This window comes from Rhodococcus globerulus, from assembly GCF_019334125.1.
GTDB lineage: Bacteria > Actinomycetota > Actinomycetes > Mycobacteriales > Mycobacteriaceae > Rhodococcus_F > Rhodococcus_F globerula.
Window position 1 is genome coordinate 3,725,751 of the sequence record NZ_CP079698.1, and the last position, 12,543, is coordinate 3,738,293.

13 protein-coding genes are annotated in these 12,543 nt (G+C 62.2%); 11 read left to right on the top strand and 2 right to left on the bottom strand.

Annotation, left to right across the window (positions count from 1 at the left end; genetic code table 11):
• Positions 1-163: 163 nt before the first annotated feature.
• The 4 genes from KYT97_RS16885 to cobU are packed head-to-tail and all read left to right on the top strand — an operon-like array spanning position 164 to position 4,273.
• Positions 164-1,126 carry an ABC transporter substrate-binding protein gene (locus KYT97_RS16885; protein ID WP_033233510.1) on the top strand — a complete coding sequence of 321 codons (963 nt, stop codon included), beginning with the start codon at positions 164-166 and terminating at the stop codon, positions 1,124-1,126.
• An 8-nt stretch (positions 1,127-1,134) separates the two neighbouring features.
• Positions 1,135-2,169, top strand: a complete 1,035-nt coding sequence (locus KYT97_RS16890; protein ID WP_033233515.1) for a FecCD family ABC transporter permease — start codon at positions 1,135-1,137, stop codon at positions 2,167-2,169.
• Positions 2,166-2,954, top strand: a complete 789-nt coding sequence (locus KYT97_RS16895) for an ABC transporter ATP-binding protein (protein WP_033233517.1) — start codon at positions 2,166-2,168, stop codon at positions 2,952-2,954. Before KYT97_RS16890 ends, KYT97_RS16895 begins: the two co-directional genes overlap by 4 nt.
• A complete protein-coding gene (gene cobU / locus KYT97_RS16900) occupies positions 2,954-4,273 on the top strand; it encodes a bifunctional adenosylcobinamide kinase/adenosylcobinamide-phosphate guanylyltransferase (RefSeq protein WP_033233519.1) in 1,320 nt (439 codons plus the stop codon). Before KYT97_RS16895 ends, cobU begins: the two co-directional genes overlap by 1 nt.
• A 4-nt stretch (positions 4,274-4,277) precedes the next feature.
• Here cobU and KYT97_RS16905 read toward each other — a convergent pair whose 3' ends face one another.
• Positions 4,278-5,063 (bottom strand): IclR family transcriptional regulator, encoded by a 786-nt coding sequence (locus KYT97_RS16905; RefSeq protein ID WP_033233521.1) that lies wholly within the window; start codon positions 5,061-5,063, stop codon positions 4,278-4,280.
• Positions 5,060-6,598, bottom strand: coding sequence for an APC family permease (locus KYT97_RS16910; protein ID WP_033233523.1), 1,539 nt, complete (start codon positions 6,596-6,598; stop codon positions 5,060-5,062). Before KYT97_RS16910 ends, KYT97_RS16905 begins: the two co-directional genes overlap by 4 nt.
• Before the next feature lie 330 nt (positions 6,599-6,928).
• On the opposite strand from KYT97_RS16910, the gene KYT97_RS16915 reads away from it, so the two are divergent.
• The 7 genes from KYT97_RS16915 (at position 6,929) to KYT97_RS16945 (ending at position 12,518) form a co-directional block, all read left to right on the top strand.
• Positions 6,929-7,519 carry a MauE/DoxX family redox-associated membrane protein gene (locus tag KYT97_RS16915; protein ID WP_033233525.1) on the top strand — a complete coding sequence of 197 codons (591 nt, stop codon included), beginning with the start codon at positions 6,929-6,931 and terminating at the stop codon, positions 7,517-7,519.
• Positions 7,520-7,562: 43 nt separating this feature from the next.
• Positions 7,563-8,171, top strand: coding sequence for a redoxin domain-containing protein (locus KYT97_RS16920; protein WP_033233528.1), 609 nt, complete (start codon positions 7,563-7,565; stop codon positions 8,169-8,171).
• Positions 8,172-8,248: 77 nt separating this feature from the next.
• On the top strand, positions 8,249-8,920 hold the full coding sequence (locus tag KYT97_RS16925) for a methylamine dehydrogenase light chain (protein ID WP_033233846.1): 672 nt from the start codon (positions 8,249-8,251) through the stop codon (positions 8,918-8,920).
• Positions 8,917-10,236, top strand: coding sequence for a hypothetical protein (locus KYT97_RS16930; RefSeq protein ID WP_219110290.1), 1,320 nt, complete (start codon positions 8,917-8,919; stop codon positions 10,234-10,236). Before KYT97_RS16925 ends, KYT97_RS16930 begins: the two co-directional genes overlap by 4 nt.
• Complete coding sequence (locus KYT97_RS16935) at positions 10,233-11,822, top strand: multicopper oxidase family protein (protein WP_033233532.1); 1,590 nt, start codon at positions 10,233-10,235, stop codon at positions 11,820-11,822. Before KYT97_RS16930 ends, KYT97_RS16935 begins: the two co-directional genes overlap by 4 nt.
• A 28-nt stretch (positions 11,823-11,850) precedes the next feature.
• The gene (locus tag KYT97_RS16940; RefSeq protein ID WP_033233534.1) at positions 11,851-12,195 is read left to right on the top strand and encodes a cupredoxin domain-containing protein; all 345 of its coding nucleotides are present in this window, start codon (positions 11,851-11,853) and stop codon (positions 12,193-12,195) included.
• Positions 12,195-12,518 (top strand): cupredoxin domain-containing protein, encoded by a 324-nt coding sequence (locus KYT97_RS16945; protein ID WP_080711673.1) that lies wholly within the window; start codon positions 12,195-12,197, stop codon positions 12,516-12,518. Before KYT97_RS16940 ends, KYT97_RS16945 begins: the two co-directional genes overlap by 1 nt.
• The last annotated feature ends 25 nt before the right edge of the window (positions 12,519-12,543 follow it).

Here is a 12,543-nt window from a genome sequence, read left to right on the forward strand (position 1 = left end):
ACTGTCGACGCAACTGTGAAGTTGTCCGTATACCCACGGATGAACGAGTCAGGTCACCCAGCCTCGTGGCGACACGATGGTCCTCGGACGAAGGACGCTCGTGCAGCCCAGCCCTCCGGCCGCGCCGCATGGCGACTTTCTCCGCACTGATGGAGGGGTGGCTGTGAACATTCGGCCGACACGCACGTTCCGATCGATCTTTGCGGCGCTGGCGGTGAGTACGGCGCTGTTGGCCGGTGCCTGCAGCAGTTCCACCACCTCCGACGCCCCCACCACGTCAGCGGTCTCCGACGGCTCATTCCCCGTGACGGTGGAATCCGGTCCCACCGGTTCTGGCACCGACATCACGATCGCGGCGCGTCCGACGTCGATCGTCTCACTCAGCCCCAGCGCTACCGAGACGCTGTGGGCTGTTGGCGCGGGCGATCAGGTCAAGGCGGTCGACAACCAGTCCGACTACCCGGCCGACATCCCGGTCACCGACCTGTCCGGCTTCTCGCCCAACGTCGAAGCCATCCTCGGCTACGCACCGGATCTGGTTATTGCGTCCGACGACATGAACGACCTCGTGTCCGGGCTTCAGAAGGCAAAGGTGCCGACTCTCCTTCTGCCGGCGGCAACGAGCATCGACGACGTCTACGCACAGATCGAGCGCGTCGCGATCGCAACCGGCCACGAGGAAGAGGGCGCCGAGGTGGTCAGTGACATGCGCACCGAAATCGACGCAGCGGTGGCGAGCGTTCCGGCCCGCGAGCAGCCCCTCACGTACTTCCACGAACTCGACTCCTCGCTCTACACGGTGACGAGCACAAGTTTCATCGGCCAGATCTACGGCCTGTTCAGCATGAAGAGCATCGCCGACGCAGCCGCTCAGGGCGATTACCCGCAGCTTTCGGCGGAGTTCGTGGTTCAGGCCAACCCTGATCTGATCTTCCTGGCTGACTCGCAGTGCTGCGGTGTCACCGCGGAAGCTGTTGCAGCGCGCCCCGGTTGGAACGGGATGAAGGCTGTGACCGGCAACCAGATCCACGTACTCGACGAAGACCTGTCCAGTCGATGGGGACCCCGCGTCACCGACCAGGTGAAAGCTGTTGCCGCGATCGTGGCGCAGGTTCCGACGGCCTGAGTTCTCTGATGCACAAGGCCGGTCTCGCGAACCATCGAACCACCGCGCTGGTCGGTGCCGCACTCATTTTATGCGTGTCACTGTTGATCGGCGTTCTGGTGGGACCGGCAGGCCTTACCCCTGATCGGGTCATTCTCGAACTGCTCGACGGGATTCCGGGCGTCGATATCGATTCCGGGCTGACCGTTCAACAGCAGGCAATTCTCTGGCAGATCCGACTTCCCCGCGTAGTCCTGGGTGCCTTGGTGGGCGCGATGCTGGCCGTCGCGGGAGCCGCGTATCAGGGTGTGTTCCGAAATCCGTTGGCCGATCCGTATCTTCTGGGAGTGTCCAGTGGTGCCGGACTTGGCGCAACGTTGGCTATCGTCTCCGGCGGGGCTGTGGGAATGTTCGGAATCCCCATGGCCGCCTTTGTCGGTGGCGTTCTAGCCGTATTCATCACGTACGCTCTGGGCCGCAGTATCGGCGGCGCCCAGAACGCGGTCGTCATCATTCTGGCCGGCGTTGCGGTGGCCGCGTTCACCAATGCCGCGCAAACTTTTGTGCAGCAACGGTTCGACGATTCACTGCGCGAGGTCTATTCGTGGTTGCTCGGCGGTCTGTCGACGGACGGTTGGTCGGAAGTTCTTGTTGTGCTGCCGTACGTGATTGTGGCCTCGGTAGTCATCCTGATTCACCGTCGAGTACTCGACGTCATGGCAGTTGGTGACGTGGAGGCAGCCAGTCTCGGTGTGGATCCCGCCCGCTCTCGACTCGTCCTGGTTCTTGCGGCAACTCTCGGAACAGCAGCAGTGGTCAGTGCCAGCGGCCTCATCGGCTTTGTGGGAATTGTTGTTCCCCATGCCGTTCGACTGGTCGCAGGACCTTCGCATCGACTGCTTCTCCCGCTGTCGCTGATGCTGGGCGCAGCGTTCCTCGTCCTCACCGACGTTGCCGCCCGATCATTGATGTCCCCCGCCGAACTTCCCATCGGCGTTGTGACAGCCATGATCGGCGCCCCGTTCTTCCTGCTCGTCCTACGCCGCAGTCGGGTGTCGGCATGACCGAGTTTGCCGTTCACTGCCAGGACCTTCGGGTTGTCCTGGGCGGCAACAACGTTGTCGACGGCATCGGACTCGACGTTGCAGAGGGTGAATGGGTTGCTGTTGTGGGACCGAACGGCGCCGGGAAAACCACGCTGATGCATGCGCTCGCCGGGTTGATTCCGTCTGCCGGCCAACTCACCGTCTCCGGCCGTAACCCTCGAGATGCCGGTCGCAAAGCCATGTCTCAAGTTGTCGCGCTGATGCCACAACGGCCCGTGGTACCGGAGGGCGCAACAGTCAAAGAACTTGTCGCGCTCGGCCGAACTCCGTATCTACGACGCTTCGGCACGGAGACCGCCGCCGATCGCATGGTGATCAACAACGTCATTCAGCGCCTGGACCTCACTGAATTTGCCGATCGCCGGGCTACCGAACTGTCCGGCGGTGAATTGCAGCGAGTAGTGCTGGCCCGAGCGCTCGCGCAGGAACCGAAAGTGCTGCTCCTCGACGAGCCCACCAGCGCCCTCGACATCGGACACCAGCAGCAGGTCCTCGATCTTGTGGAGGCAATGCGCTTGTCGGACAACATCACCGTGATTGCCGCGATGCACGATCTCACTCTCGCGGGGCAGTACGGATCGCGCATCGTCTTGCTCGATCGGGGCCGCGTGGTGGCAGACGGATCACCGGCCGACGTTCTGCGTTCGGACCTCCTCAGCGAGATCTACGGCGCCCGCGTCGAGGTTCTCGATCGACCGAGCGGACCCGTCGTGGTACCGATCCGGGAGCAGGACGGCCGCTGATGGAACTGCTGATGCTGGGTACCGGCGCCGCCGACGGTTGGCCCAACCCCTTCTGCGAGTGCACATCCTGCACCGCCGCACTGGCAAGCGGCACGGTCCGAGGGCACACAGCGGCCCTGCTGGACAATCGAATCCTGCTCGACTGCGGCCCCGAAGTACCACGCGCCGCTTCGCGATCCGGCCGCACCCTTGCCGGAGTCGAACACATCCTGCTCACTCACTCGCATCCCGATCATCTCGGCCCGATGGCGCTGCTCTTCCGGTCATGGGCCGATCGCACCGAACCACTGCAGGTACTCGGACCTCCTGACGCCCTTGATCTCTGCCGCGACTGGGTGGGGCCACACGACCCGGTCACCTTCACACCGCTTGTCGCTGGCCAATCGATCACACTGGGCACGTATGACGTTCGCGCTCTCGAAGCGACACATGAAGTTCCGACCCTGCTCTACGACATCACCGACAATGCCGGTGCCCGCGTCTTCTGGGCCACCGACACCGGGCCCCTCGCACCGTCGACAATCGCCGAGCTCGAGAACGCCTCGTTCGACGCCCTTTTCCTCGAGGAAACCTTCGGATTCAAGACCGATCATGGCACCGGGCACCACGATCTGCCCAGCTTCGCCCGGACGGTCGCCACACTGCGCGAAATCGGCGCGGTCACAGACAGAACCGACATCGTGGCCGTCCACCTCGGCCACCACAACCCGCTCGCACACGAACTCTCGGCAGCACTAGAACAGTGCGGCGCACGAACCGTTCTCGACGGCACAGTGCTGCGCATCGGCTCCCGCGCGCCTGGCCGAACTCTGGTTACCGGTGGCGCCCGGGCGGGCAAGTCCACCTACGCCGAAGCATTACTGTCCGGATACCGGCACGTCACATACATCGCCACCGGAGATCCGCATGACGACGATCCCGACTGGACGGAAAGGGTAGCGTCACATCGCGCGCGGCGGCCGGCAACCTGGGCAACTCTCGAAACCGTCGATGTAATCGAAATACTCTCCGGCTCAACCGACCCCATCCTGCTCGACTGCCTAGGTACCTGGCTGACCGCACAGATGAATCGCCACGATGCCTGGCTGGACGGCAACACCGCTGCGGTTCGCGAAGACATCGATCAGTTGCTAGCTGCCTGGAAGTCCTGCCCTGTCCCGATCATTGCAGTCACCAATGAAGTCGGCAGTGGAGTTGTTCCGGAAACCAAGTCCGGTCGTCTCTTTCGGGACCTGCTCGGCCTACTGAACGCACGCATCGCCGATGCGTCCGAGTCGGTTGTCCTGATGACCGCGGGACTACCCACCCGTCTACGCTGACATCTCAGATCAGCCCTGTGAGACGCCGCGCGCAATCGAGGAGAAAGCCCACCAACTCTCGGTCTTCCACAGTGACACGCTCGCACGAACCCTGGATACACAATCCGCCGGCGACCAGGTCGGCATGATCGCGAATGGGCACCGCTAACGCCGACCGCCCGAGCCGGGATTCCTGATTCTCGAACGCGAACCCCTGCAATCGAACCGAACGCAACTGCTCGGCCAGCATGGCACGATCATCGATCGTGAATTCGGTGAGTCGACGTAGTTCCAAATCGACAACGAGCCGCTCGTCGTAGGCCAACAGAAGTTTGCCCAGCGCATTTGCATGGATGTTCTTCGAAAGCGTGGTTATCCCGATGATCTCGTGATCAGGGTCCTTGTCGATGAATCGGAGTCGCCCGGCGTTGAACGACGCAACATGCAATCCGTATCTCGTGTGGGTACGCATGTCTTCGACTTGTTCGTGCAGCGACGGCGCCGGGCCACTCGTTGTTGCGGCATGCGACAACTCAGCCGTCCGACGCCCCAACGCAAAGCCGGACAGGTCAGGTACCCGCACGAGAAAACCCTCTGCCACCAACAGATTCAGCATCCGATACGCCGTGGCCGATGGAACTCCCGCGAAAGTGGCGATCTCCTTCGCGGTTGTTCCCGGTCCCAGATGCGCAACCGCCTCGAGCATCCCGAGCGCTTTCTGAACCGCTTTGGGTTGCTGCCCGCTGAAGTGCGATTCGTCGCTGGTCCGTTTGCCGACTCTGGTGCCGGTGGTGGCGCGGTCGGCGCTCACTCGCCCCACTCCGGTAGGTCGCGGTCTGCGGCAGAACGATCCGGCACCAGGCGTCGTCGACCGTCGTCGCCGATAAGGAGTGTTCCGGCCCCAGGTAGGAGGTCCGCAGTTTCAAGGCTGTCGAAAGCTCCTACCGCCGTCAGACTCTCAGGCCGCACCCGCCGGAGAATTGCACTCCAGATCACTCCGGATGCAGCAAGCGCTCCAGCAGCACACGGCAGCGCCCAGATTCCGTGGACGGCACCGTCGAGAATGATGTACACAAGCAAACCGGCCCCGGCGACGCTGACCGACAACGTGCACACACGTGTCACCGCTGTGTGCTCGCCGATTCGGTTCAAGAACTTCCAGGACGCAAAGGCCACCAACGTGTACGCGCACACGAGGGCAATTTCCACCACTCCGTCGAAAGAGCCTGAATCATCTCTCACCGCATCGGAAAACAGAAGAACGCCGACTGTGCTGACGGAGACAAACGCGAGGACCGCAATGTAAGGGGTTCGGAATCGACGGTGCATCCGGGCGAGCGATGACGGCAGCGCCCGTTCGACGCCCATGGAGTACAACAACCTCGAACCCGCTTGCGCGCAGCCGAGAGTGCATGCCAGCCACGAGCACGTCATACCGACCTTGACCGCCAGAACTACCCCGGCACTGGCACCGGATGCCGTCCCCTGGAAGTACGCCCCGACGATGGTTGCGCCATGCCCCGTCATCGCCGCCCACGCTGCAAAGACGAATAGTAGCCCGCAGATGATCGGCGAAATCAGCACTGTGCGTGTGACAGTGATCAACGGGCGCTTGGCCTCTGGACCGAAGAATGCTGCACTCTCGAATCCGGCCATACTCAGAACAGTCAGCATCGCCAGAAAAGGAACCACGCTCAAAGACTGATTCGGCAGTGACACAGTGCTTGTCGTATCGGTACGGGTTGCCAGCATCACCGCGATGATCAAGATCAACGAACAGCTTTCGATCACCAGAATCGCGCGGGTCGCAAACCGAACTCCACGCACCGCTATCCACGCAACGGTGAGGGCGATCAGTACGGTCACCACTACCGTCGAAAGCGGCCCGCCTACATTGGTGCCGATGAGCGAAATCGTATCCAGCAGACTGGGAACCGCCTGGGCCAACACCGATATCGAGATCCCGAGATACCCGACGACCAACGCGGCTCCGACTAAAAGCGCACTTCGGGTTCCGGTACCTTGGAAGACAAAGCTGTAGAGCGAACCAGCCGCCGCCAGCCTGCGGGTGAAATGCGTGATGCAGAGCGCAACCAGAAAAACTGCCGACGTTGTCGCGGCGATGGCGGCCAAACCTGCGTACCCAGGGCTGTACGTGATCATCCACAATGCGATGAACACCATTCCCGTAGCCGGTGCGATGGTCGACAACGACTGTCCGAGAAGATCGATCGGCGTCAGCCGCCGCCGACCCAGACCGCGCAACGGCGAGTACACCGGCTCGCCGTCCTGATCCGCACTCTGTGCCCGCGCGAGTGCCGCGCGCAACGCCGCCGTCACGGCCATGTCTCACCGTCCGTCCGATATCCGATTCACCGATTTCGGTCAAGTTAGTCCGCATTTGTTTCCGGGCAGTTTCCACCGTGGCGCGCAGTGACGATCCAAGTGGGAATCCGCGCGCTCGAGGTCTCGCCCGCTGGCCCTGCCACAGCTCCGAACCATGTCAATCCCGTGCCGAAGAAACCTACTGACCTGCACAAATATCGATTCTCACCGGCGGTGCGCATTCCCAGTTGCGTATCCCCCGGACGTATCGACACCGAAGCATGTTCGCCGCATCACCAGTACAGGATGTGTCCCACACACCAGCGCTTGCCGACCTGAAAGGGAGGAATCATGGACTTCACCATCGCTGCCGTATCGGCGATCATCGGGTTTGTCCTACTGCTCGCCGGCATCCCCAAGCTGACGGACTACGACGGTGTTCTGCGTTCGGTACGTGGATACAAAGTCCTTCCGAGCGGGCTCGAAGGACCGGTTGCCCGGGCACTTCCCATCGCCGAGACCGTGGCGGGCGCACTTCTCGTGACCGGCATCGCCCGGCAGTGGGCGGCCGGGGTTGCCGCACTCATGTTCGCGTCGTTCTTTGTCGGCCTTGTCGTCAACCTTGCTCGCGGCCGACGCGACCTCGACTGTGGTTGCTTCGCATTCGGCATCGGCGAGATCCCGCGTATCGGATGGTTCCACGCGGTACGTGCCGGAATCCTTGCCGCTGCGTCACTCTCCATCCTGGCAATCGGCAGCTCCGCGGGCGCGGGCGCGCAAGCAACAGCTGCCACCCTCGCACTCCTCCTGGTGCTGGGCGGCGTCGCCATCGCACAGATCCGATCCGTCGTTCATTTCGGCAAGCGCCCCGTCGACGACTACCTCTCGAGTGCTTCCGTCCGACTGCGTGCCGCCGGCGCCACGTCTCGGTACGGCGTTTGACCTTCTCCCTATTCACCGACTGCGCAAAGGCAGGACTTCGACGATGACTACTTTTCTACTCGTAGCGACCGTGATTCTCGTGATCGCCGTGGCCGTACTGTTCTTGATGGTTCTCGCTCTCGCCCGTGAAATCGGCCGTGTGCAGGTGCGTCTCGGACCACTCGGTGCCCGAATGATGGATACCGGTCCCAAGGTCGAACAGGTTGGGCCGTCGTTTGCCGGTTTGATCGACCAGGAAGGTCGAACCGTCGGAGTTGGTGGTCATCGAGACAAGGCTCAGCTCCTGCTGTTCACAGCACCGAGTTGCTCGACCTGCAAGAGCCTGCTTCCCGGCGTGCGGGCAATGGCCCGAGCCGAATCCGACCTCGACGTTGTCATCATCTCCGACGGAACCCCCGAGGAACACCGAGAGTTCTTGGCCGGCAGCGGCATCGGTCCCGAGCTCAGCTACATCGACGCTCGTGACGTCGGCATCGCCTACCAGGTGGGCACCACTCCGTACGGCGTGATTCTCGACGAGCACGGCAAGATTCGCGGCAAGGGCCTGTGCAACCACATGGCTCAGGTCGAGAGCCTGCTCAACGCACTCGAGTCCGGCACCCCCTCACTCCAGCACCTTCATGCGCAGGCTAAGTCGGGCAGCGCGGCCTGATCACCCTGAGTTCTGCTCGTTCCTCTTCACGAATCAGGAGAAATTTGTTGGACGACAATGCGTTTCCACAGCACAACATGACAGAGAACCGATATCCGGTAGACGAGGCAACCGTTCAAGCGCAGGCCGAATGGATGGCAGGCCAAGGTGGTTCACTGACCAGCCGCACCGGCCGCAAGCTCTCCGAACGCGTCTCGCGGCGGTCGATGATCAGCCGAATCGGCAAGTGGACCATGGGAGTATCCGGCGTAGCGCTGATCAGCACCTTGCCCGTCACTCGTACCGCGTTTGCTCAAGAAGCCGCGCCTCCCGCTCCGGCACCGGGCCCGGAACCGCTTGTTCCCGTGTACGACGGCAAGGATCCCGCGGAATGTGAATACTGGCGCTGGTGCAACATGGACGGCACATCCTGCGCTGCCTGCAACGGCGGCGGTGTCACCACGTGCGCGCCCGGCAGTAAGCCAGGCGCCGAGTTCTGGGTTGGCTGCTGCACCAATCCCGATACCGGAAAGACCTATCTGATCGCGTACTACGACTGCTGCGGTGCGCCTTCGTGTTCCAACGCCTTCTGCGGCGAGCCGGACATGCAGGCAGTGATGTACAACCCGGTTTCCGGCAGCTACGACCAGGAAATCATCTGGTGTGTCTCCGACGAATCGCAGGCGTACACCTGCACCATGGCTCCCATCATCGGTGAGGACTGCCAGACCCGTCCGGCTGCACGCCCCAAGGTCGGTGCCGGATCATGAGCAGTTCACGAATCCGAAAGCTCGCCCGTCCCGCCGTCGCAATACTGCCTCTCACCGTTGTGCTCGCACTGGCTGGTTGCAGTTCGTCCGACAACGACGAACCTTCCAGCGCAGGTGATGTCACCTATCCCACCGTCCCGTTCACCGCTCCTGGTGATGGCATTTCGCTCGGTCACGACGATCAGGAAATCGGCGACACCATTCCCGAACCCCTGCACGTCGGGTCGATCGTTCCGATTGCCGCTGACCGACTCCTCGGCGTCGAGGGTGGCTTCGGTCAGCTCGAACTCAGCGTCAACGTCATCGATCCGAAAACCGGTGTGGCCGAGAGCCGTATCACCGTTGGACCCGGTATCTGGGATCCTGTCATCCACGGATTTGTCGGGGACTCCGCCGATGACCCAGCAGTACTCGCCGCCGAAGTGTGGCGTCCCCGAGGTTCGCGCGGGGCAGCCGATTTCACGGTCAGCACCTACTCCGGCAACCTGTTGGAGCCGGCCGAGGTCATGCTGCCGGATGTCGCACGCGTGCATTCGCGTCCCGGCTCCAATGCCGTCACCTCCGACGGCAAGTTCTTTGTCACTTGGGACGACGGCTTGTACGGCATCCGTGTTGTCGACTTGGAGAAGCAGGAGGCGACCGGCGCCCTCCAGATCGTCGGATGTGGACCGTTCACCTGGATGGTCGGACACGAGCTCTACAGCGTGTGCGAGGACACCCGTGAGCTGCTTCAAGTCACAATCAGCGACGACGGAGTCCCCACCGAGACCGCCCGATCCAAGGTCTTGCCCGACGATTTCGTCTCCACTCGCAAGGTGACGTGGGCGGCCGACGCACAGAACGCGTTGTTGGTCAGCGAGAACGGTGACGTCTTCGTCTTCGACTTCTCGAACGGACTACCCAAGGAAGCCGTCAAGCCCATCGGAAATGCGGGCCAGGATTCCGGACGCTTCTCCGAGAACCTCATCAATGCGGATGCAACGCGTCTGGCAATCGAATACACCGACAGCGCAATTCACCCGGACTCCGCTCGCGGTGGTTCGATCGTGAAGATCGATCTCTTCGACGCGGCTACGTTCGCCCCGATCAAGAGTCTTTCTCTGGCCGACCTCGGCCTCACCGATATCGGAAGCACCGCCTTCTCAGTTGACGGTGCAACGTTCTACGTGCTCGGCACCGGACCGGAGGTAGAAGGCTCCGCTCCGCAGAAGATCGTGGGCTACAACGCAACCACCGGTGAGCAGGTCAGTTCCGTGGATATCTCGGGCAATGTCGGTGATGTCACCGGGTTGATCACACCAGAAGTACTTCGATGAGTCGTCCCGGATCCGGTGTAGTGATGGGCCGGCGCCGCTTCCTGAGTCTGGGAGCACTCGGCGCCGGGGCAATCGGGCTCGGCGCCGTGGGAACGATCGCCGGATGCAGTTCCACTGCAGCAACTCCGACGCCGCTGACCGATCTCGACTTCATCATGCCCACCGACCCCGAAGTTGCTGCTGCAGAGTCGGCACGAGCCTGGAACGGAACCACCGCCGCGTTTGCCTTGGCAGCCGGATTCTCGACGGTTGATCTCGGCGGACGCCTCGTGGACACATGGACGTACGGTGGCGCTGCTGTCGCTCCGGAACTTCGGCTGAAATCCGGTGACCGGGTGAACGTCTCCGTCCAGAACAACCTCGATGCCGAAACCACGCTGCACTGGCACGGAATTCGAATCCGCAACGACATGGACGGCGCGGCACCAACCACGCAGGCTCCCATCGCGGCGGCTTCGACCTTCGACTACAACTTCGTCGCCCCGGATCCGGGAACGTACTGGTACCACTCGCACAGCGGACTACAGGCAGACCGCGGACTCTTCGGCGCCATGATCGTCGAGGACCCGAACGACTCCAGTGGGGCCGACGCCGATGCCGTTCTGGTACTCGACGACTGGGTCGACGGATTGGGTACCACACCGGATTCCATACTGATGGCACTCAATCCGGCAATTGCCGGCGGCCACGGCGGCCACGGCGGAGCCGCATCAACACCCGTTGAGCACGCCGAGGGTGACATGGCAGTTGCGCAGCAGTTGGTGAGCGCCGGCCATGGTTCGTCCGAGCCTTTGGGCGGCATGACACAACACATCGCGTATCCATTGCACTTGATCAACGGGCGACCGCCCAACGATCCAGCTGTGGTGACCGCTGCGCCCGGTTCGACTCTGCGACTACGAATCATCAACGCGGCGGCCGAAACTCCGTACCGGTTTGCCGTGGCCGGGCACGAGATGACGATCGTAGCCACCGATGGCTTCGACGTGGAGCCGACTCCCGCCGACGCCATCATCGTCGGAATGGCGCAGCGCTACGACGTACTCGTGACGGTCAAGTCGGGAACATGGCCGGTGGTCGCCAAGGTCGAGGGCCGCGACGGATACGCGTCGACCCTCCTTCGCAGCACCGACGCGTTGGCACTCTCGAATCCGGATGTGGGTGGTGTGATCTCGGAGTTGGGCGGCCGTTTGGTGCTCGAAAGCGCTCTCCGTCCCGCGGAATCCACACGCCTCGAGACGAAGTCACCCGATCGCGACTACCACATCGAGTTGATCCAAGCCGGAGATCGTTACGTGTGGGGTATGGCCGGTGCCGATGCGGGCAAACTCGTGATGAAACAGGGTGAACGCGTTCGGATTACGATGAAGAACACGTCCACCATGTGGCATCCCATGCACACTCACGGCCACACCTTTGCGGTACCGGATTACGGCGGGCTTCGCCGTGACACCGTCAACGTGCTACCAGGCAGCGAACTCGCCATCGAGTTCGATGCCGACAACCCCGGCGAGTGGATGTTCCACTGCCACAATGCCTACCACTTCGAAGCCGGAATGACGGCAAATCTGCGTTACGTCCGCTGACAAGTAAGAAGAATCGAGAGGACCTCTCATGAAGAAGCTCGTTCCCGCTTTCCTCGCCGCTTGTGCGGCTTTGAGTCTCACCGCATGCAGCAGCGACAGTTCGGTGTCGGACGAACCCGCCGTCGTGATCGAGGTGAAGAACATGGCCTACACACCGGCGTCGGTCACCATCGAAAAGGGCCAGACCGTCGAGTGGAAGTTCGACGACGGCGGACTCCCCCACGACGTGGTCGGTAACGGTGAACTCGAAGGGAAACTGAAGAGCGAGTTGCTCACCGAGGGAACCTTCTCGTTCACGTTCGACGACGCCGGTACCTTCACCTACCACTGCACGCCCCATCCGATGATGGTCGGCACCGTGATCGTTCAATAGTGAGGAGGTGGATCGCCGGCTTCAGCCTTGCCGTCGCGGCAACGTGTGTTCCCGCGTGCGGCACAGAAGGTCCCGCCCCCGACGTCGTGGTCGAGATCAGCAATGTTCAGTTCAGTCCGATGGACGTCACCGTTGAACATGGCGGCACCGTCGAGTGGCGTTTCGACGACGGCGGACTTCTGCATCATGTGGAATCACCCGGACTGTTCGACAGTGGCATCACCGGAGATGGCACCTTCCGGCACACGTTCGAGAGCGCCGGCGTCTACGAGTACTCGTGCTCCGTGCACCCGTACATGATCGGAGTCATCACAGTGTTGTGACTACTGGCTCATCATTTTTCGTGAA

Coding starts and splice junctions, on each gene's coding strand:
- KYT97_RS16935 (WP_033233532.1), top strand. CDS start 10,233: ATGAGTCGTCCCGGATCCGGTGTAGTGATGGGCCGGCGCCGCTTCCTG.
- KYT97_RS16930 (WP_219110290.1), top strand. CDS start 8,917: ATGAGCAGTTCACGAATCCGAAAGCTCGCCCGTCCCGCCGTCGCAATA.
- KYT97_RS16915 (WP_033233525.1), top strand. CDS start 6,929: ATGGACTTCACCATCGCTGCCGTATCGGCGATCATCGGGTTTGTCCTA.
- KYT97_RS16895 (WP_033233517.1), top strand. CDS start 2,166: ATGACCGAGTTTGCCGTTCACTGCCAGGACCTTCGGGTTGTCCTGGGC.
- KYT97_RS16925 (WP_033233846.1), top strand. CDS start 8,249: ATGACAGAGAACCGATATCCGGTAGACGAGGCAACCGTTCAAGCGCAG.
- KYT97_RS16890 (WP_033233515.1), top strand. CDS start 1,135: ATGCACAAGGCCGGTCTCGCGAACCATCGAACCACCGCGCTGGTCGGT.
- cobU (WP_033233519.1), top strand. CDS start 2,954: ATGGAACTGCTGATGCTGGGTACCGGCGCCGCCGACGGTTGGCCCAAC.
- KYT97_RS16920 (WP_033233528.1), top strand. CDS start 7,563: ATGACTACTTTTCTACTCGTAGCGACCGTGATTCTCGTGATCGCCGTG.
- KYT97_RS16910 (WP_033233523.1), bottom strand. CDS start 6,598: ATGGCCGTGACGGCGGCGTTGCGCGCGGCACTCGCGCGGGCACAGAGT.
- KYT97_RS16940 (WP_033233534.1), top strand. CDS start 11,851: ATGAAGAAGCTCGTTCCCGCTTTCCTCGCCGCTTGTGCGGCTTTGAGT.